Here is an 18,146-nt window from a genome sequence, read left to right on the forward strand (position 1 = left end):
CCAACGATTTTCAGGGCTTGAGGATGACCTTGACCGCCCCGTCCTGCTTCTTCTGGAAGATCTCGTACGCGTGCGGGGCCGCGTCGAGCGGCAGCACGTGGGAGGCGAATGTGTCGACGCCGAGGGGGTCGTCGTCGGTGAGCAGTGGCATGATGTCGTCCACCCACCTCTTCACGTTCGCCTGGCCCATCCGCAGCGTCACCTGCTTGTCGAACAGGGTGAGCATCGGCAACGGGTCCGCCATCCCGCCGTACACCCCGATCAGCGATATCGTGCCGCCGCGGCGCACGATGTCGATGGCCGAATACAGCGCACTGAGCCGGTCCACCCCCGCCGTCTGCATGAGCCGCCTGGCGAAGACGTCGGGCAACAGGCCGGTGGCCTGCTGGGCCAGCCGGGCCGCCGGGGAACCGTGCGCTTCCATGCCCACCGCATCGATGACCGAGTCGGAGCCGCGCCCGTCGGTCAGGTCCCGGATCGCGTCGCCCAGCGAGGAATCCAGCCGCCCCAGGTCGATGGTGTGAATACCGCGTTGCGCGGCGCGTCCCAGGCGTTCGGCCACCAGGTCGACGGCCAACACCCGGTAGCCGAGATGATCTGCGATGCGCGCGGCCATGTCGCCGATGGGCCCCAGGCCGAGCACCGTCACCGTGCCGCCGTCAGGGATGTCGGCGTGGGCCACCGCCTGCCACGCGGTGGGCAGCACGTCGGACAGATAGACGAATCGCGAATCTGGCGGTCCCACAGGGACTTTGATGTGGGTGAACTGCGCCTGAGGGACGCGCAGCAACTCGGCTTGCCCACCGGGGACTTCGCCGTAGAGCTCCGAGTAGCCGAACAGCGCGGCGCCCATGCCCTGCTCGCGCACCTGGGTCGTCTCGCATTGGGTGTAGAGCTGGTGGTCGCACATGTAGCAACTGCCGCAAGAGATTTGGAACGGGATCACGACGCGGTCCCCGACCCGCAGGTCGCCCGTCTCGCCGCCGACCTCGCGCACGATTCCCATGGGTTCGTGCCCCAGGATGTCGCCGGGCTTCATGAAAGCCCCGAGGATCTCGTACAGATGCAGATCGGATCCGCAGATATTGGTCGACGTGACTTCGATGATGGCGTCGGTGGGCTTCTCGATCTTCGGATCGGGCACCGACTCCACCCGCACGTCGCGCTTGCCGTGCCACGTGACAGCTTTCATGAGGATGGCACATCCCCGCCTGGGCGGGCGCGAAACTCGGGCCGATGCGGCCCGCTAGCCGTGACAGCGCTTGAGTGGATGCTCGCTGTCGACGAGTCCCTGGGCGATGTCGATGAGCCTGGTGTTGGACTGTTGCGAGAGGCGGGTGAGCAGTTCGAACGCCTCGATGGCGTCGAGGTTGAAGCGCTCCATGATGATTCCCTTGGCCTGGCCGATCATGTCCCGCGATGCCAGTGCGCTGCGGAACTGGTCCTGGCGCCGCAACATCGACCACGCCAGCGCGATGTGGGTGGCGTAAACGGCGCCGAGCTCCAGCGAGTCGTCGGGGAACGCGTGCGGGGCGTCGGCGTAGAAGTTGAGCGCGGCCATGCTGCCGCGGTCGACGAACAACTCGTAGGACAGGATTGATCGGATGGGGGTCTGCTCCAGCGCGTGCCGCCGATAGCGCGGCCACCGCTGTTCTTCGCTGAGGTCCTCGACGTGCATCACGTGGTGACGCCAGGCGGCCTCCACACACGGCCCCTCCGCGTACCGGTTCTGGATCTCGTCCAACAGGACCGGGTAACGGTGCGTGGCGGCCACGTTGGTGACGGACTTACTGCGCTCGGCGAGGGTGATCCCCGCGTACTGCGAGCCCACCACATGCAGAACGCCGTTGCCGATGAGTTCGTTGAGCCCTGCCGCGGTGTCGATTTCCCGGCGTTCGAGGTTCGACACCATCTCGGCGAGCTGGGCGACCACCACCGCACTGCCGTTCTGCATAGCATCCCCCTTCGAACGTCTGCCCCCTGGGTGACCGCCCAAGGGGCGAATTAGGGCACACTTCTTTTCGAGAGCCACGCCTCGCAGGTTCGATCGTTGAAAACGTGAGTTCGGTGTGTCAACCCACCAAGCGAAGTCTATCGGCCAATTAGCGAAGCGCAACCTCCCACGCCAATCACTCTGCTTGGTTCGGCAGCAGCACTGCATACACGTAATGCGCTGGCAATAAACATTTTTCGCCACAACTACCGAATTCGCCGGCCACCGCCGTCGGTGTCGAGGACCGGTCAGCCTTCGGCCGACTGCTGGGCCTTCGCGTACACCAGCTGCAGGAAGTCGGCGCCGGCCAGCACCGTGAAGACGCCCGCGATCAGGCGGGTGAACCGCGGCGCGAACACCAGGCCGATCGCGAAGCCGGTCGCCACCCACATATCCAGGCAGAACGGACAGGTCAGCAGCTCCCCCAGGCTGTGCCGGAGCGGGCTTTCGTCGCGGACCTCCTCCATAACCTCCGCCGGCCCGCCGGTGCCCGCATAGCGCGTGAACGGCGCGCGCAGCGGGCTCGTCACCGCGTCCTTGGTCAGGGTGCGGGAGAGCTTGTGGGTGCCCAGGGTCACCGTGACCAAGTCCTGGATTCGCCAGCGATTCGGTAGCGTGCGCCCGCTGAGCAGCGCGGCGGCGGTCGCGATGGCCACCACGGCGCTGTAGATCACCAACACCGCCACGTAGCCGCCCAGCGGCCGGGACGCCTCACCGCGATACGCGTCCGCCTCGCGCCGTGCGCCGTCGACCACCTGGGTCTTGGCTTCCGCCACGTCTGCCATTGCATCTCCTTCACCTCAGGGGCACAGCAGGCTGGATACCCGGTGGCGGTGCGTGCAATCGGTGGACCCGCGGGGCGGTCAGACACCCTGTTCACCGGCGGCGGCGCCGGTGAACCTCGCGCCCCGGACGGCGTTGCGTAGCGTCCGGTTGGTGGACCGCAGGTCGGTGTTGGCCGCCGACAGCGACGCGTTGTGGTCCTCGAGGTCGAGGATGCGGGCGATCCCGGCCAGGTTGACGCCGGCGTCGACGAGCTCACTGATGCGCTTGAGCCGGGCCAGGTCGTCGGCGCTGTAGCGCCGGGTGCCGCCGTCGCTGCGCGCCGGCGTGATCAGACCATGGCGTTCGTACAGGCGCAACGACTGCACCGCGATGCCCGAAAGCTCGGCGGCCACCGAGATGCCGTACACGCCGTGATCGGACGCCGGGGCGCCGGAATCGCCGCGTTGGTCGGTCATCACGCGTCTCCTCGAAGCTAGCTGGCTCAGAAAATCTATTTATCACACTTGCGACATAGTGTCGACGGTGCTATAAGAAATCTATGTCATTAGACATAGGTAATTGCCAGACCACAACCCAGATCGGAGTGAGAGGTGACCACCATGCTGATGCGTAGCGACCCCTTCCGTGACCTCGACCGCTTTACCCAGCAGGCGTTCGGCACGGCCGCCCGGCCGGCGGTGATGCCGATGGACGCCTGGCGCCAGGGCGAGGAGTTCGTCGTCGAGTTCGACCTCCCGGGCATCAAGGTCGACTCGCTCGACATCGACATCGAGCGCAACGTGGTGACCGTGCGCGCCGAGCGGCCCGGCCTGGACCCCGACCGCGAGATGCTGGCCACCGAGCGGCCGCGCGGAGTCTTCAGCCGGCAACTGGTCCTCGGAGAGAACCTCGATACCGACAAGATCGAGGCGTCCTACCGCGAAGGCGTTCTGCGCCTGCGCATTCCGGTCGCCGAACGGGCCAAGCCGCGCAAGATCACCGTCGAGCACGGCGGCGCGCAGACGGCCATCGACGAAAACGCCAAGCAGCACGAGGTCATCAACGCCTGACGAGGGCGGGCGGCGGCCCGGGTCGTGCCGGGCACACCGGCCGCCGCCCCGCCCCTGCTCAACGGTCCCAAGGGAGACCAGGTGCGACATGAAGTGGGAACTCGACGGGCAAACGGCTGACGTCGAACGGGCGTTGGCCGGCGGCGCCGCCCAACCGGCCGGCTGGTTTCGCTTCTACTTCACCGACCAGCGCTGGGAGTGGTCGGAGCAGGTCCAACGGATGCACGGCTACGAGCCCGGGACCGTCACCCCCACCACCGAACTGGTGCTCTCGCACAAGCATCCGGACGACCGCGGGCAGGTCGCGGCCACCATCGATCAGATCGTCAACACCCGCCAGGCGTTCAGCACCCGCCATCGCATCATCGACACCGCCGGCAACGTGCGCCAGGTCGTCGTGGTGGGCGACCGGTTCTTCGACGACGACGGCGACGTGGTCGGAACGCAGGGCTTCTATATCGACGTCTCACCGGCCCCGGGACAGGCGAACGAGGAGCTTGTCAGCGCCAGGCTGGCCGAGATCAGCGAGAACCGGGCCGGCATCGAACAGGCCAAGGGCATGCTGATGCTGGTCTACGGCATCGGCGAAAGCGCGGCCTTCGAGTTGCTCAAATGGCTTTCGCAGGAAGCGAATATCAAGCTGCGGGCGCTCGCCGAGCAGATCGCGCAAGACTTCCGCGGCGCCGGCCTGCCCCCCAACGCCCAGGCGCAGTTCGACCACCTGATGCTCACCGCACACCAACGCATCGCCCCCGCCGACGGGTCATGACGACTTGCGGCGCCGGCCACGGGCGGCGGCGGCGAGATGGCCCATGCCCTTCTCGATGCCGGTGGCGAGCGTGTCGATGTCCGGGGCGGTGTCGTAGTCGGCGGTGATCCCGAAGACGAACGTGTCGGCGTAGCTGAGCATCGCGATGCCGGTGCGCACCTGCAGCGCGATCGGCGGAATCGGCAGCAGCTCCAGCACCCGGCGGCCCATCAGCCGCTGGCGGCTGCGCGGGCCGGGCACGTTGGTCGCCAACGCGACCACCGCCCGCTGAGGCAACCGGGACAGCAACCGAATCGCCCACGCGGACAACGCAAATGGGGTGCGCTTGGCTGCCACCACCACCGCGCTGCCGCCCTCGCTCTGGCCACTCGCCTTGGCGCGGGCGAGCCGGTGGTGCACGAGCTTGAGCTGCTGCACCGGATCGGGCTCGTCGACCGGCAGCAACGGCAGCATCGCCGAGACCCGGTTACCCGCGACATGGAAATGGTCGACCGCGCGCACCGAGACGGGAACCAGGGTGCGCAGGGAATCCGGGCCGGGCTGCTCCCCGCGCGCCAGCAGGATCGCCCGATAGCTGTGTGTGATCGCCGCCAACGCAACGTCGTTCAGCGTGACGTCGAATGCCCGGGCGACCTTGTTCATGTCTGCCAGCCCGACGCGTGCGGCACTGTACCGCCGCATCGTGGTGACCGACCCGTGCAGCGACGACTCCGGGGCGGGGTGCAGCAGGCCGGCCGCCAGCTCGGCCACCCCGATCGCCGCGTGTTCGGCCGCGGCCACCGCGCCGAACGCGCTCCGACCGATTCCGCCGACCCAGCTCAAGGGGTTGAGGCTCACCTTCGGCGCATCGGGATGCGCGGGCTTCTTCGCGGCGCCGACGTCGGCGGCAAAGCTGTCCTCGTCGCCGTCGTCGCTGAACTTCGCCAGCAGCTGGGTGGTCGCGATGCCGTCGGCGATGCAGTGGTGGATCTTGGTCAGCACCGCCCACCGGCCCTTGCCGAGCCCCTCGATGATCCAGCATTCCCACAGCGGGCGCTCCCGATCGAGCCGGTGTTCCATCAGCGTGGCGATCATGTCGAACAGCTCCGCGTCGCCGCCGGGGTGCGGCAGCGCGACCCGGTGCAGGTGGCGCCCGAGGTCGAAGCGGGGGTCGTCCACCCACTCCGGCGGCCGCAGGTCGAGTGGGTGGGTCCGCAGGACCTGCCGGCAGCGCGGGATCGTCTCGACCCGTTCGGCAAACGACGCGGCGAACTCTTTGTACGTCGGAGCCGGTCCCTCCACGATCGACACCGCGCCCACCGCCAGGCTGACGTGGGGATCGGAGTCCTCGACCTCCAGGAAACCGGCGTCCAGGGCGGTCAGTTGCTCCATGGTGCTACTTTCCGCGCCGCAATGCCCCGCTGGCAGGGCCGTAAGTCCCCAACTACTGAGGTCGAACGGCGGCTGTGGCGGCGCGCCCCCGGCCATATCGTGAGGGGGTGACGGGAAAGCAATTGAGCAGCGCGGCAGATGCTTTCGCAGCCGCGTCCCGCACCGACCCGACCGCACTGCCGGACCGATCGAGATCGATCTGCTGCCGCTTCTACGACGCGATGCAACCCACCGGAGGAAGAACACCATGAGCGATTTCACCTATGTCCGCTTCTTCGAAGAGATCGGCATCTCCGACGTCCCGCTGGTCGGCGGGAAGAACGCCTCGCTGGGCGAGATGTTCCAGAAGTTGACCGGACAGGGCGTGCGGGTCCCGCATGGGTTCGCGATCACCGCCGAGGCCTACCGGCACGTGCTGGACAGCGCCGGCGCCTGGGACGCGCTGCACGCCGCGCTCGACGACCTCGACCCCAACGACGTCACCGCGCTGGCACGCAAGGGCAAGCTCGCCCGCGAAATCGTCTACGGCGCAGGGCTTCCCCCTGAGCTCACCGCCGAGATCACGGCCGCCTACCGGCAGCTTCAGCAGGAATACGGCGAAGACGTCAGCCTGGCCGTGCGCAGCTCGGCGACCGCCGAAGACCTGCCGACCGCCAGCTTCGCCGGCCAGCAGGAGACCTTCCTCAACATCAAGGGCACCGAGAGCCTGCTGGACGCCTGCCGCCGGTGTTTCGCCAGCCTGTTCACCGACCGGGCCATCCACTACCGGATCGACCAGGACTTCGACCACTTCAAGGTGGCGCTGTCGATCGGCGTCATGAAGATGGTGCGCTCCGACCTCGCCTCGTCGGGGGTGATGTTCACCCTGGACACCGAATCCGGCTTCCACGACGTCGTATTCATCACCGGCGCCTACGGACTCGGCGAGAACGTGGTCCAGGGCGCCGTCGACCCCGACGAGTTCTACGTCCACAAGCCGACGTATCAGGCCGGCCACCGGGCGGTGCTGCGCCGGCTGATCGGGGACAAGGCGGTCAAGATGATCTTCGTCGAGGGCGAGACGAAGAACACCACCCGCAACATCCCCACGCCGAGGGCCGACCGGGCCCGGTTCTGCGTCACCGACGACGACGTTCTCGAGCTGGCCGGCTACGCGTGCGCCATCGAGGGGCACTACGGACGGCCGATGGACATCGAATGGGCCAAGGACGGTCTCGACGGGCGGCTCTACATCGTCCAGGCGCGCCCCGAAACCGCGGCCTCCCAGCGCAGCCAGACGGTGCTCGAAAGCTACGTGCTCGAGGGCAAGGGCGGCGAACGCAAGGAGATACTCGCCGAGGGCCGCTCGGTCGGCGAGAAGGTCGCCACGGGCATCGCCAGGCGGATGGACAACCTCGGGAAGCTGTCTGAGTTCCAGCCCGGCGACGTGCTGGTCGCCGACATCACCACGCCCGACTGGGAACCCATCATGAAGATCGCCGCGGCCATCGTCACCAACCGCGGCGGGCGCACCTGTCACGCGGCGATCATCGCCCGCGAGCTCGGCATCCCCGCCGTCGTCGGCGCGGGCAACGCCACCACGCGCGTGCCCGACGGCGAGGTCGTCACGGTGTCGTGCGTGGAGGGCGACACGGGGCGGGTTTACCGCGGCGAGGTGGGCTTTCGCGTCGACCGCACCGAGGTGTCCGACCAGGAGCGCCCGCACACCGAGATCATGCTCAACCTCGGCAACCCGGATCTGGCGTTCAAGACGTCGTTCTTGCCGAACGACGGCGTGGGGCTGGCCCGGATGGAGTTCATCATCAGCGAATACATCCGGGTGCACCCGCTGGCCCTGCTCCACCCCGACCGGGTGGACGATCCCGAGGCCCGGCGGACCATCGACACGCTGACGTACGCCTATTCCGACGGCGCCGAATTCTTCGTGGAGCGCCTGTCGGAAGGGATCGGCACCATCGCCGCCGCCTTCTGGCCCAAGCCCGTCGTCGTGCGGATGTCGGACTTCAAGACCAACGAGTACGCCAGCCTGGTCGGCGGCAGCGACTTCGAGGCGGCCGAGAGCAACCCGATGATCGGCTTCCGCGGCGCCTCGCGCTATGCGCACCCCGCCTACGCCGAGGGATTCGCGCTGGAGTGCCGGGCGATGAAGCGGGTGCGCGAACAGATGGGGCTGACCAACGTCGTGCTGATGTTGCCGTTCGTGCGCCGGGTGGCCGAGGCGGACCTGGTCCTGGCGGAGATGGCCAAACACGGTCTGCGCCGCGGGGAGAACGGGCTCAAGGTGTACGCGATGTGCGAGATCCCCAACAACGTCATCCTGATCGACGAATTCGCCAAGCGCTTCGACGGGTTCTCCATCGGGTCCAACGACCTCACCCAGCTGACCCTCGGCGTCGACCGGGACAGCGAGATCGTGGCCTTCGACTACGACGAACGCGACGAGGGCGTCAAGGAGATGATCCGCCTGGCCGTGGAGGGCTGCCGGCGCAACGGGATCCACTCCGGGTTGTGCGGTCAGGCACCGTCGGACTACCCCGATATGGCCGAGTTCCTGGTTCGCTGCGGCATCGACTCGATCAGCCTGAACCCCGACGTGGTGGTCAAGACCACTCGGCAGATCCTGGACCTCGAGCGCGCGGTGCAACTGCAGTAATCGACTGAGCGTCGAGATTGCCTTCAGGGTTGAAGATCGTGAGCATTCACGACCCTGAGCGCAATCTCGGCGCGGCCTGGCTCAGCATTCACCCGCGCGGCGGCTGGCGATAGAGGGCGGCGCCGGCGACGACGTCGGCCCCGGCCGCGACGAACAGAACCCGCGCGCCCGCCGGCAACCGCTCGGCCCGCCGCCCGAACGCGGCGGCCAGGGCGGCGGTGTGCATGCGTTCGTCGTCGGCGACGCTGATCGACTCGACCGGCACGCCCAGCCGGGCGCCCAGTGCGCTGCGGTATCCGGCCCGGGCGGGGGCGGCGACGATCGCGTCGACGTCGGACAGCCGCACCGACTGCTCGGCAAGGCACGCCGACACCGCCCGCCCGGCCGCCGCGGCGAACCGCTCGTCCATCGCCGCCGACTGAGAGAAGCGCAGGACGTTGCGGGAATCGGCGAAACCCACCGTGGCGGTGAAGGTTTCGTCACCGTCTTCACTCGGATCGTTCACCCAGGAGACCCGGCTGAGACCGTAGTCGTCGTCGGACCAGCCGCACAGCATCGCCGCGCCGGCGGCCGAGAAGCCGAAGTGCTCGCTCATCCCGTGCCCGGGGTCGGCGTCGCTGGCGACCACCAGCGCGCGCCGGATGGCGCGGCTGCGCATGAACCCGTCGACGATCTGCAGCGCCGTGAGCAGCCCACAGGTGCCGTTGGCGATGTCGAAGGAGAAGGTGCCGTGCGCGCCGGCGTGCGGGTCCTCCGGGTTGGCGCCGATGTCGTCCTGGATCAGCGCGGCGAGCGCCGGCTCACCGAGGTTGCGGTCGCGGTAAATGCCGGCATTGACGACGAGGTCGAGGTCTTTGGCCTCGCATCCGGCCCGCTTCAGGCAGTCCTTGGCGGCGACGACGGCCAGGTGCAACGCGCTGTGGCGCCCCCGCAGCCGCGGATGCGAGACGTCGATCCGATCAATCACCGTGCCCATAGCGGCTCACCACATCCTCGTCCAGGGTCAACAAGACCACACCGATCTCCAGCCCGGAGGCCAACGCCAGCAACGCGATTCGCTCCCCGGGCTTGATCCGCCCGGCCTCGAGTTCCTCGACGAGCGCCACCGTGTGGGTCGTGGAGGCGGTGTTCCCGTAGCGGTCGACGGTGATCACCGCGTCGTGGCGCGGGCTGTCGCCGAACACCTCCGACATCCGGGCCATTCCCTTGCGGATGGCGCGCGCTGACGTCTGGTGGGTGATGACGTGGTCGATGTCATGGATCGAAAGACCAACGGTGTCAAGCACTTCGCTCAACAGCAGCGGGGTGTTGGCGATCGCGGCCTTCTGGATGGCGCGGGAGTTGGTGAACATCCGCGCGCCGGGGTCGTCCCCCTGCGGATACGCCAGGCAGAGCCGGCTGTAGTCGGCGACGGTGGTGAAGCCCGCCAGGGCGATGCCGGCCGAACCGGCCGGCGCCCGCTCGAGCAGCAGCGCCGCGCCGGCATCGCCCAGGGTCAGGCAGGCCAGCTCCTTGCTCATGATGTTGCGGATGTGCCGGGCGGCGTTGTTGGAAAGCTGCGAGATGTACTCGCCGCTGACGACCAGCCCGCGCTCGACGACGCCCTGGCGGATCCAGTTGTTCAAAATCGTTACGCCCGTGAGCATTCCGGCGCACGCGTTGGACACGTCGAACGTCATCGCGTTCACCGCCCCGATCCCGCGCGCCACGGCGCTGCTCATGGTCGGCTCGAGCCACTGGGTCAGCCCGTCGCGGAACTTGGTGATGCTGCAGCTGATCACCACGTCGAGCGCCGCCGGGTCCTGTTGCGCGGTGGCCAGGCAGTTCAGCGCCGCCGAGCTGGCCAGGGTGTAGGAATCCTCGTCGCCCACCGACACCCGGCGTTCGCGGATCCCGGTCAGCCGTTCCAGGTCGATGTGGGTGTGGTGGCGGGTCGACGCCATCAGCTCGTCGGTCGTCAGGTGGGTTCCGGGCAGATGCCGGCCCGCGGCCGCGACCCGCGCGACGAAGGGGGCCTCAGGACCTTCCCCGGCCGCTTCCCCGGTTGTTTCCATCACCAGCCAGTGCCGAGTCATCGATGGCACCTCCTTGGCTTCGTCCTTGCCGTAGTCCTGGGCATGTCGGTCACCCACGCATCTCGAGGATTTCGGTCACCGGGCGCCGGGCGGTGGGCTTCGCGTGCGGGTCCTTGGCCGGTGACCGGCCGACCCGGATCAGCAGCTGCGGCTGGCCGGAGCCGCCGGTGATCCGCCTGATGATGTCGCGGCTCAGCGACATCTCCGTCATGTGGGTCAGCGTGCAGGTGGCCATGCCGGCCAGAGTGCATTCGAGCAGCACCGCCGACAGCGCCTCACCGCAACGCAGCACTTCGGGCGGCGCATCGTCGTGTTGGGTGGACAGGACCACGATCTTGGAGTGGTCCGCCTCGATCGCGGCGCGGCGGCGGCCCCCGCCCGCCGGCGGGAACGCGCGTGCGATGTCGACGCGCGCGGCCTCGGAACTGGACAGCAGAGCGCTTTCGGGCACGTGGTCGGCGTTCGCTTCGAAGGGCGAGGTCCACCAACGCAATTCGGTCAGGTAGGACGTATCGCTTCGGCGCAACTGCTCGGTGAGCCGCGACGCCTCGGCCAGCCTCGGTCGCTCGTCGTCGTCGACCACGTCCAGCGACACGTCGTACGGGGTCACCGCGTGGCTCAGGGCAGAATGCAGCGTGGGCCACGCGGTCGGTGCGCCCAGGGGCAACCGGTCGGTGCGGCGGCGAAGGATCGCGTCGGCCCGCAGCCGGCATTGCGCCGTCACGTTCTCCACGGGCAGAAAGCCCACGCTCGCGAGGTGATCCGGTCTGCCCTCGGTGGGAAAACGTTCGGTGACGCTTTCCCAGCCCGCGGCGGCCATGGCGACCCGCAGGTGGTCGAGGACCGCGCCGCAGCTCAGGATCAGCTCCCGACCGGTGTGGTCGGTGCCGTGCATCGCGTGGCGCGGATCGGCCCACAGGTGCAGCCTCGTGCCGTCGGCCACCCACCGCCAGGGCTGGCTGTTGTGCAGCGAAGGCGCGCGGCACGCGACCGCCACCGCGTCCCGGATGACCTGCTCGGTCGGCACTTTCGCGTCCATCTTCACCATTTCGTCGCTTTCGGTGAGGCAAACTGTATGCGCCGCGCGGCGGCTGCGGGCAGGGCCGTTGGTCCCCGGCGGCCGGGACGTTGGAACCTCCCGAGGCTGTTACGTCGCGCGCACCCAGAGGTCCTGCGCCTCGTGAGCGACGAGGTCCGGGCGCCGCGAGGTGTCGATCCGGTGCGCGCCGTCCCAGTCGGCGTGCCCGGCGGCCAGGGCGGCCGCGATCGCCGGGGTCACCTCCGAATTGCCCGCGGGCCTGGCCCTGATCCGGCCGGCCGCCACGTCGGCCGTCACCGAGCACACGAATTCGACGAGCGCCGAGTGCGTCTCGGTGGCCAGCCGGTGAGCCGCCTCGCGCGCCCGCGGATCGCGCCAGGTGCCGTCGAGGATCACCGAGTGCCCCTCGCCCAGCAACTGCCGCGCGCGGCGCAGCGTGGTCTCGTAGACCACCGCGACCTGGTCGGGGCTGTAGAGCCCGGCGTTCAGCACGCCGGGCTCACCGGCGATGGCGCCCGAGTCCCGGAGCTCCCGGCGCACGTCGTCGGTGGAAATGAGCTGCGCCCCAAACGATTCGGCCAGACCGTGGGCCACGGTGGACTTCCCCGTGCCCGGGTTGCCGCCGACGAGCGCGAGCCGGACGGTGGCGCTCTGCAGGTGCCGGGTGGCGATGGCCAGGTGGCGGGCGGCGTCGTCGGAGGCGCCCGGACTGCCCTGCGAAACGCGGACGCAGTCCACCTTCGCCCGCACCGCGGCCCGGTAGGCGATGTAGAAGTCGGACAGCGCTCGCGGCTCCGCCCGACCCGCGTGCTCGGCGTAACGCTGTAGGAAGTAGTCGCCGAAGTCCTTGCGGCCCAGAAACTCCAGGTCCATCGCGAGGAAGGCGGCGTCGTCGATGCAGTCGACGTAGCGCAACCGGTCGTCGAACTCCAGGCAGTCCAGCAGCGCCGGTTTTCCGTCCACCCAGAAGATGTCATCGGCGAGCAGGTCGCCGTGCCCGTCGACGATGCGCCCCTCGCGGACGCGCCGCGCGAACAGGGGCGCGCGGCCGGCGACGAACTGGGTCACCAGGCGCTGCAGAAGAGCCACCTCACTTTCGGCTATGCCCGGAATCGATTGGGTCGCATACCGTTCCAATTCGGACAGGTTCTCCCGCCAGCGCCCCTCGATCGCGGCGGCCTCGCCCTGGGCGTCCATCGCCTCGCCGCGCTCGGCGCGTTCGTGGAAGCGGGCCAGCGCGGCCGCGACCGCGTCCAGCACGCGGTGCACGGACTCTGCGGTGTCGTGGGCCACCAGGTGCGCGAGGCGGTCCTCGTCGCGGTAGCGCCGCATGACCACGACCGGCTCGGCCGGGCCGCCCAGCGGATCGGTGAGGTGCGCTACGCCGAGGTAGCTCTCGGGCGAGAGCCGGCTGTTGAGCTCGACCTCCCGGCGGCAGGCGTGCTCGCGCTGCTGCGGCGCGCGGAAGTCGAGAAAGTCGGTCAGCACCGGCTTCTTGGCTTTGTAGGCGCGGTCGCCGGCGAGAATGACGACGCCCGTGTGGGTTTCGTGCAGATCGAGATACGGCACGGCGGCGGCGCGGCCCTAGGACGGCCGCGCGACGATCACCGGCATGCGGACCGAGTGGACGACGGCGTTGCTCACCGAACCCAGCAGCATGCCGGACAGGCCACCACGGCCGTGGCTGCCCACGACGACGAGTTGGGCCGATTCCGATTGCTCGATGAGCTGCCGGGCCGGCCGGTCGGCGACCACGACCCGTTGCACGGTGACGTCGGGATAACGCTCCTGCCAGCCCGCCAGTTGCTCGGCCAGGCTCCGCTCGGCCTCCGCCCTCACCGCCGACCAGTCCACCCCGGGCAGTTCGAAGACGTCCACGTCGCTCCATGCGTGCAGCGCCGTCAGGCTGACCCCGCGGCGCGACGCTTCGTCGAACGCGACGTCCACCGCCGCCTCGGAGGCGGGTGAGCCGTCGATGCCCACAAGCACCGGGGCCTGCTGGGGATGCTCCATGAGCGGGTCTTCGTCGCGGATCACCGCGACCGGGCAGCGCGCGCTGCGCACCACGCTGCCGCTCACCGAGCCCAGCAACAGCCTGCCCAGCGCGCCGCGGCCGTTGCTGCCCACGACGACCATCTCGGCCTCTTTGGACATCTCGACCAGGGTGGGCACCGGGGGCGCGCACCTGAGCTCACTGCGGACGTCGACCTTACGGTCGGTGGTGACGGCCTCCTCGGCGATCTTGACGGCCTGCTCGAGAACCTCGCGGCCCTGCTCTTCCTGCCACACCGCCACACCGGTCGACAGGGGCAGGGCCGGATACATCGGCACGGTGGCGTTCACCATGTGGACCACGGTCAGCGGGACGTGCCGCAGGGCCGCGTCCCGGGCCGCCCAACAGACGGCGGCGTTCGAGGCCGGCGATCCGTCGATTCCGACGACGATGCCATGCCGGTTTGCCAGTGCGGACATGATGTTCTCCCTCTCCTCGCCCAAAACGCTATGGCGCGAACCACCGTCGAGCATGAGGCTTTAGTCACCAACCGCATGGCCATGAGGCCCCCGCTGCGCCGACGGCCTTGACCGGCGCCCGCGCTGTGGCATCGTCACACACGTGACCGAATCGCCAGTCACTGTTGACAAGCGCTACCACGACGCGGTGATCCTGGGGCTCGATTGTGTGATCGCACAGGCGGCACCGGGCGTCGTCGAGGCCCGCGATTCGACCGCCGGATTCCTGCAGCGGCTGCGCGACATCGGCGTCGCCAGCGCCGTCTACTCGTCCACCCGCGACTGCGCGGCGCTGTTGCGCGCCGCGGGAATCGACGAACTCGTCGGTGTCGCCGTCGGCGCGGCCGACACCGCCGAGCAGGTCGACGCGGCGCTGACCATGACGGTCACGCGCCTGGGCGTGCACCCGGTGCGCTGCGTCCTCATCGACTGCGCCGAGGCGGGCGTGGCGGCCGGACGGGACGCCGGCTTCGGCCTGGTCATCGGCCTGGAACGCAACGGGGGCGGCGACGGATTGCTGTCGTGCGGGGCGGACACCGTCTCCGCCGATCTTGCGGAGATCGCGCTGCGACGCGGGGGCTCCCCCTTGTCGACCATCGCCGACGCGATGGGCGTCTACAGCCAGTTGAAAGAACTGGTGGCGAGCCGGCGGCCGGCCGTTTTCCTGCACTTCGACGGCACGCTGGCGGAGATCGCCGCCCACCCGGAGTCCGCCGCGCTGGTCGACGGCGCCCGCGATGCGCTGCGCGCGCTGGCCGCGCAATGCCCCGTCGGGGTGATCAGCGGCCGCGACCTGGGCGACCTTCGCGAACGCGTGCAGGTCGACGGGATCTGGTACGCGGGCAGTCACGGCTTCGAACTCGTCGCACCCGACGGAACCCAGCACGAGAACGCCGCCGCCATCGGTGCCATGGGCGCGCTGGTGCGCGCGGCCGACCGCCTCGAGCAGCTCCTCGACGACGTCTCCGGAATCTACGTGGAGCGCAAGCGGTTTTCCGTCGCCGTCCACTATCGCAACGTCGCGCCCCGCGACGCCGACCGCGTGATCACGACGGCACGCAAACTCGGGCGATCCCAATGCCTGCGGATCACCACGGGCCGCAAGGTCATCGAGCTCCACCCCAGCCTGGACTGGGACAAGGGCAGAACACTGCAGTGGATCCTCGAGCAGGTCGAGGGTGCGAGCCGCGCCGCCATGCTGCCGATCTACATCGGCGACGACATCACCGACGAGGACGCCTTCGACGCGGTGCACTTCGACGGGGTGGGAATCGCGTTGCGGCACAACGAAGACGGGGACCGCACGTCGGCGGCGCTGTTCAGCCTGGCCGACCCGCCCGCGGTGTGCGACTTCGTCCGGCGGCTCGCCGACGACCTGCACGACGCGGCCGTCGCGCCCCACGATCCGTGGGAAATCGTCTACGAGGGCTACGACCCCGCCTACGAGCGGCTGCGCGAAACGCTGTGCACCGTCGGCAACGGCTACGTCGCCACCCGGGGCTGCGCACCGGAGGCGACGGCCGCCGAGTCGCATTACCCGGGGACCTATGCCGCCGGCGTCTACAACACGCTGACCGACCGGATCGCCGGCCGGACCGTCGAGAACGAGAGCCTGGTCAACCTGCCCAACTGGTTGTCGCTGACGTTTCGGATCAACGGCGGTCCGTGGTTTCACATCGACGACACCCAGGTGCTGTCCTACCGGCAGACGTTCGACCTGCGGCACGCGACGCTGACCCGTACGCTGCGATTCTGCGACGCCGCGGGGCAGATCACGAGAATGACCCAGGAGCGGTTCGCCTCGATGGACCAGCCGCACCTGGTCGCCATGCGAACCACCATCGTCGCCGAGAACTGGTCGGGCACCGTGGAATTCCGGTCGCTGCTGGACGGCGGCGTGCGCAACACCATGGTGGAGCGCTACCGCTCGCTGTCGAGCACCCACCTCACCTCACCGGTGATCGACGAATCCGCGGAGGACGCGGTGATACTGCGCACCGAGACGACGCAGTCGCGCATCGCCATCGCGGTGGCGGCGCGCAGCACCGTGTGGTGCGGCGACGCCCGCGCCGTGGCGCAGTACAAGATCGTGCGGGAAGCCGACCGCGGCGGCCACGACATCCAGGTGGCGCTGGCCACCGGGCAATCGGTCGTCTGCGAGAAGATCGCGACCATCTTCACCGGCCGGGACAGCGCGATCTCGGAACCGGCCAGCACCGCCCAGCTGCACCTCGACGCCGCCGACCGGTACGACGAACTGCATCGCCAGCATGCCCGGGCCTGGGACCTGCTGTGGGAACAGTGCGCCATCGGTCTGACCGAGGGCCCCGACGCGCTGCGCATCCTGCGGCTGCACCTGGTGCACCTGCTGCAGACCATCTCGCCGCACACCGCCGAACTCGACACCGGCGTCCCCGCGCGCGGGTTGCACGGCGAGGCGTACCGCGGACACGTCTTCTGGGACTCGCTTTTCGTCTCGCCGGTGCTATCCGTGCGCCTGCCCAACGTGGCGCGTTCGCTGCTGCTGTACCGGTATCGGCGCCTCCCCGAGGCCCGCCGCGCGGCGCGCAGGGCCGGCTACCTGGGCGCGATGTACCCGTGGCAATCGGGCAGCGACGGGCGTGAGGTGAGCCAGGAGCTGCACCTCAATCCGCAGTCCGGCCGGTGGAATCCGGATGCCAGCGCTCGCGCACACCACGTGGGCCTCGCCATCGCCTACAACACCTGGCAGCACTACCAGGTGACCGGCGACCGGCGATTCCTCGTCGACTACGGCGCGGAGATGCTGGTCGAGATCGCGCGATTCTGGGTCGGGCTGGCCGGTTTCGACGAGAGTCGCGGCCGCTACACGATCAACGGCATCATCGGCCCCGACGAGTTCCATTCCGGCTACCCCGGCAAGGAGTACGACGGCATCGACAACAACGCGTACACCAATGTCATGGCGGTCTGGACGATCCTGCGCGCGATGGACGCCCTGGACCTGCTTCCGCTGCGCGACCGCCTCGACCTGGTCGGCAAGATCGATCTCACCAGCGACGAGCTGAGCCGGTGGGACCACGTGACGCGGCGCATGTACGTCCCCTTCCACGACAACGTCATCAGCCAGTTCGAAGGCTATTCCCAATTGGCCGAGCTGGATTGGGAAGACTATCGGCGGCGCTACGGCAACATCCAGCGGCTCGACCGCATTCTGGAGGCCGAGAACGACAGCGTGAACAACTACAAAGCCTCCAAGCAGGCCGACGTGCTGATGCTGTTCTACCTGCTGTCGTCGGACGAATTGCTGGCCCTGTTCGGTCGGCTCGGCTATCGCGTTGCGCCCGAACGAATCCCGGAGACCGTGGACTACTACCTCGCGCGCACCTCGGACGGATCGACGCTCAGCGCGCTCGTCCATTCGTGGGTCCTCACCCGGGCCAACCGGCATCACGCCATGAAGTACTTCGTGCAGGTGCTCGCCTCCGACGTCGTCGACATCCAGGGCGGCACCACGTCGGAGGGGATACACCTGGCCGCGATGGCCGGCAGCATCGACCTGCTGCAACGCTGCTTCACCGGGCTGGAAACCCGCGACGACCGGCTGATCCTGAGCCCACAGTGGCCGAAAGCGCTGGACCCCATCGAGTTCCCGTTCGTGTATCGCGGCCAGCGGCTGCACCTGCGGGTCAGCGGCCGGGCGGCCGACCTCACCTCCGAGGCCGGCAACAGCGCGTCGATCGCGGTCGAGTGCCGCGGCCGGGTGCATCACCTGCTGCCCGGGCACGCGGTCGAGGTCGCCTGACGCCCGGTGACCAAAGCCCGCGAACCGGGGTCGAACGGCCCTGCTGGACCGCACCACGCGGCCCATAACGTGGGCGGTGACGGGCCTCGACGGCCCGACAGCACGTCACACAGGAG

The 18,146-nt window shown here is 68.9% G+C and carries 14 protein-coding genes; 4 read left to right on the forward strand and 10 right to left on the reverse strand.

Annotation, left to right across the window (positions count from 1 at the left end):
- Positions 1-10: 10 nt before the first annotated feature.
- From C1737_RS12460 to C1737_RS12475, 4 genes are all read right to left on the reverse strand, one after another.
- Entirely contained in the window at positions 11-1,192 is a 1,182-nt protein-coding gene (locus C1737_RS12460) for a zinc-dependent alcohol dehydrogenase (RefSeq protein ID WP_102418536.1), read from the reverse strand.
- Positions 1,193-1,246: 54 nt separating this feature from the next.
- Positions 1,247-1,954 carry a GAF and ANTAR domain-containing protein gene (locus C1737_RS12465; protein ID WP_068096660.1) on the reverse strand — a complete coding sequence of 236 codons (708 nt, stop codon included), beginning with the start codon at positions 1,952-1,954 and terminating at the stop codon, positions 1,247-1,249.
- A gap of 287 nt (positions 1,955-2,241) precedes the next feature.
- Entirely contained in the window at positions 2,242-2,778 is a 537-nt protein-coding gene (locus C1737_RS12470; protein ID WP_068096658.1) for a DUF1360 domain-containing protein, read from the reverse strand.
- 78 nt (positions 2,779-2,856) lie between these two features.
- Complete coding sequence (locus tag C1737_RS12475) at positions 2,857-3,234, reverse strand: helix-turn-helix transcriptional regulator (RefSeq protein ID WP_067918087.1); 378 nt, start codon at positions 3,232-3,234, stop codon at positions 2,857-2,859.
- Between the two features lie 144 nt (positions 3,235-3,378).
- Here C1737_RS12475 and C1737_RS12480 point away from each other — a divergent pair, with 144 nt between their 5' ends.
- Both C1737_RS12480 and C1737_RS12485 read left to right on the forward strand, forming a co-directional pair.
- The gene (locus tag C1737_RS12480) at positions 3,379-3,828 is read left to right on the forward strand and encodes an Hsp20/alpha crystallin family protein (RefSeq protein WP_067918113.1); all 450 of its coding nucleotides are present in this window, start codon (positions 3,379-3,381) and stop codon (positions 3,826-3,828) included.
- An 88-nt stretch (positions 3,829-3,916) separates the two neighbouring features.
- Complete coding sequence (locus C1737_RS12485; protein ID WP_067918088.1) at positions 3,917-4,597, forward strand: PAS and ANTAR domain-containing protein; 681 nt, start codon at positions 3,917-3,919, stop codon at positions 4,595-4,597.
- On the opposite strand, the gene C1737_RS12490 is transcribed toward C1737_RS12485, so the two are convergent.
- Entirely contained in the window at positions 4,592-5,968 is a 1,377-nt protein-coding gene (locus tag C1737_RS12490) for a wax ester/triacylglycerol synthase family O-acyltransferase (protein WP_068096653.1), read from the reverse strand. The two genes, C1737_RS12485 and C1737_RS12490, sit on opposite strands and share 6 nt — an antisense overlap.
- A gap of 247 nt (positions 5,969-6,215) precedes the next feature.
- Between C1737_RS12490 and ppsA the strand changes: the two genes are divergently transcribed.
- Positions 6,216-8,621 carry a phosphoenolpyruvate synthase gene (gene ppsA / locus C1737_RS12495; RefSeq protein ID WP_102418537.1) on the forward strand — a complete coding sequence of 802 codons (2,406 nt, stop codon included), beginning with the start codon at positions 6,216-6,218 and terminating at the stop codon, positions 8,619-8,621.
- Between the two features lie 88 nt (positions 8,622-8,709).
- Here ppsA and C1737_RS12500 read toward each other — a convergent pair whose 3' ends face one another.
- The 5 genes from C1737_RS12500 to C1737_RS12520 form a co-directional block, all read right to left on the reverse strand.
- Positions 8,710-9,597, reverse strand: coding sequence for a 3-oxoacyl-ACP synthase (locus tag C1737_RS12500; RefSeq protein WP_068096651.1), 888 nt, complete (start codon positions 9,595-9,597; stop codon positions 8,710-8,712).
- Complete coding sequence (locus C1737_RS12505) at positions 9,581-10,696, reverse strand: 3-oxoacyl-ACP synthase III family protein (protein ID WP_068096676.1); 1,116 nt, start codon at positions 10,694-10,696, stop codon at positions 9,581-9,583. The genes C1737_RS12500 and C1737_RS12505 overlap by 17 nt, the downstream gene beginning before the upstream one ends.
- Positions 10,697-10,745: 49 nt before the next feature.
- Positions 10,746-11,744, reverse strand: coding sequence for an NAD(P)H nitroreductase (locus C1737_RS12510; RefSeq protein WP_102418538.1), 999 nt, complete (start codon positions 11,742-11,744; stop codon positions 10,746-10,748).
- Between the two features lie 99 nt (positions 11,745-11,843).
- Entirely contained in the window at positions 11,844-13,304 is a 1,461-nt protein-coding gene (locus C1737_RS12515; RefSeq protein WP_102418539.1) for a bifunctional aminoglycoside phosphotransferase/ATP-binding protein, read from the reverse strand.
- Between the two features lie 15 nt (positions 13,305-13,319).
- On the reverse strand, positions 13,320-14,207 hold the full coding sequence (locus C1737_RS12520; protein WP_102419920.1) for a universal stress protein: 888 nt from the start codon (positions 14,205-14,207) through the stop codon (positions 13,320-13,322).
- A 187-nt stretch (positions 14,208-14,394) separates the two neighbouring features.
- Here C1737_RS12520 and otsB point away from each other — a divergent pair, with 187 nt between their 5' ends.
- Positions 14,395-18,030: a trehalose-phosphatase gene (gene otsB / locus C1737_RS12525; RefSeq protein ID WP_369807559.1), complete on the forward strand. Its 3,636-nt coding sequence runs from the start codon at positions 14,395-14,397 to the stop codon at positions 18,028-18,030.
- Positions 18,031-18,146 lie beyond the last annotated feature (116 nt).

Source organism: Mycobacterium sp. 4858 (assembly GCF_900240975.1).
Taxonomy (GTDB): domain Bacteria; phylum Actinomycetota; class Actinomycetes; order Mycobacteriales; family Mycobacteriaceae; genus Mycobacterium.

What these genes read in the sequence shown, in the direction of transcription:
- ppsA (WP_102418537.1), top strand. Translation starts at nt 6,216, where the DNA reads ATGAGCGATTTCACCTATGTCCGCTTCTTCGAAGAGATCGGCATCTCC.
- C1737_RS12470 (WP_068096658.1), bottom strand. Translation starts at nt 2,778, where the DNA reads ATGGCAGACGTGGCGGAAGCCAAGACCCAGGTGGTCGACGGCGCACGG.
- C1737_RS12510 (WP_102418538.1), bottom strand. Translation starts at nt 11,744, where the DNA reads ATGGTGAAGATGGACGCGAAAGTGCCGACCGAGCAGGTCATCCGGGAC.
- C1737_RS12500 (WP_068096651.1), bottom strand. Translation starts at nt 9,597, where the DNA reads ATGGGCACGGTGATTGATCGGATCGACGTCTCGCATCCGCGGCTGCGG.
- C1737_RS12465 (WP_068096660.1), bottom strand. Translation starts at nt 1,954, where the DNA reads ATGCAGAACGGCAGTGCGGTGGTGGTCGCCCAGCTCGCCGAGATGGTG.
- C1737_RS12480 (WP_067918113.1), top strand. Translation starts at nt 3,379, where the DNA reads ATGCTGATGCGTAGCGACCCCTTCCGTGACCTCGACCGCTTTACCCAG.
- C1737_RS12490 (WP_068096653.1), bottom strand. Translation starts at nt 5,968, where the DNA reads ATGGAGCAACTGACCGCCCTGGACGCCGGTTTCCTGGAGGTCGAGGAC.
- C1737_RS12520 (WP_102419920.1), bottom strand. Translation starts at nt 14,207, where the DNA reads ATGTCCGCACTGGCAAACCGGCATGGCATCGTCGTCGGAATCGACGGA.
- C1737_RS12460 (WP_102418536.1), bottom strand. Translation starts at nt 1,192, where the DNA reads ATGAAAGCTGTCACGTGGCACGGCAAGCGCGACGTGCGGGTGGAGTCG.
- C1737_RS12505 (WP_068096676.1), bottom strand. Translation starts at nt 10,696, where the DNA reads ATGACTCGGCACTGGCTGGTGATGGAAACAACCGGGGAAGCGGCCGGG.
- C1737_RS12485 (WP_067918088.1), top strand. Translation starts at nt 3,917, where the DNA reads ATGAAGTGGGAACTCGACGGGCAAACGGCTGACGTCGAACGGGCGTTG.
- C1737_RS12475 (WP_067918087.1), bottom strand. Translation starts at nt 3,234, where the DNA reads ATGACCGACCAACGCGGCGATTCCGGCGCCCCGGCGTCCGATCACGGC.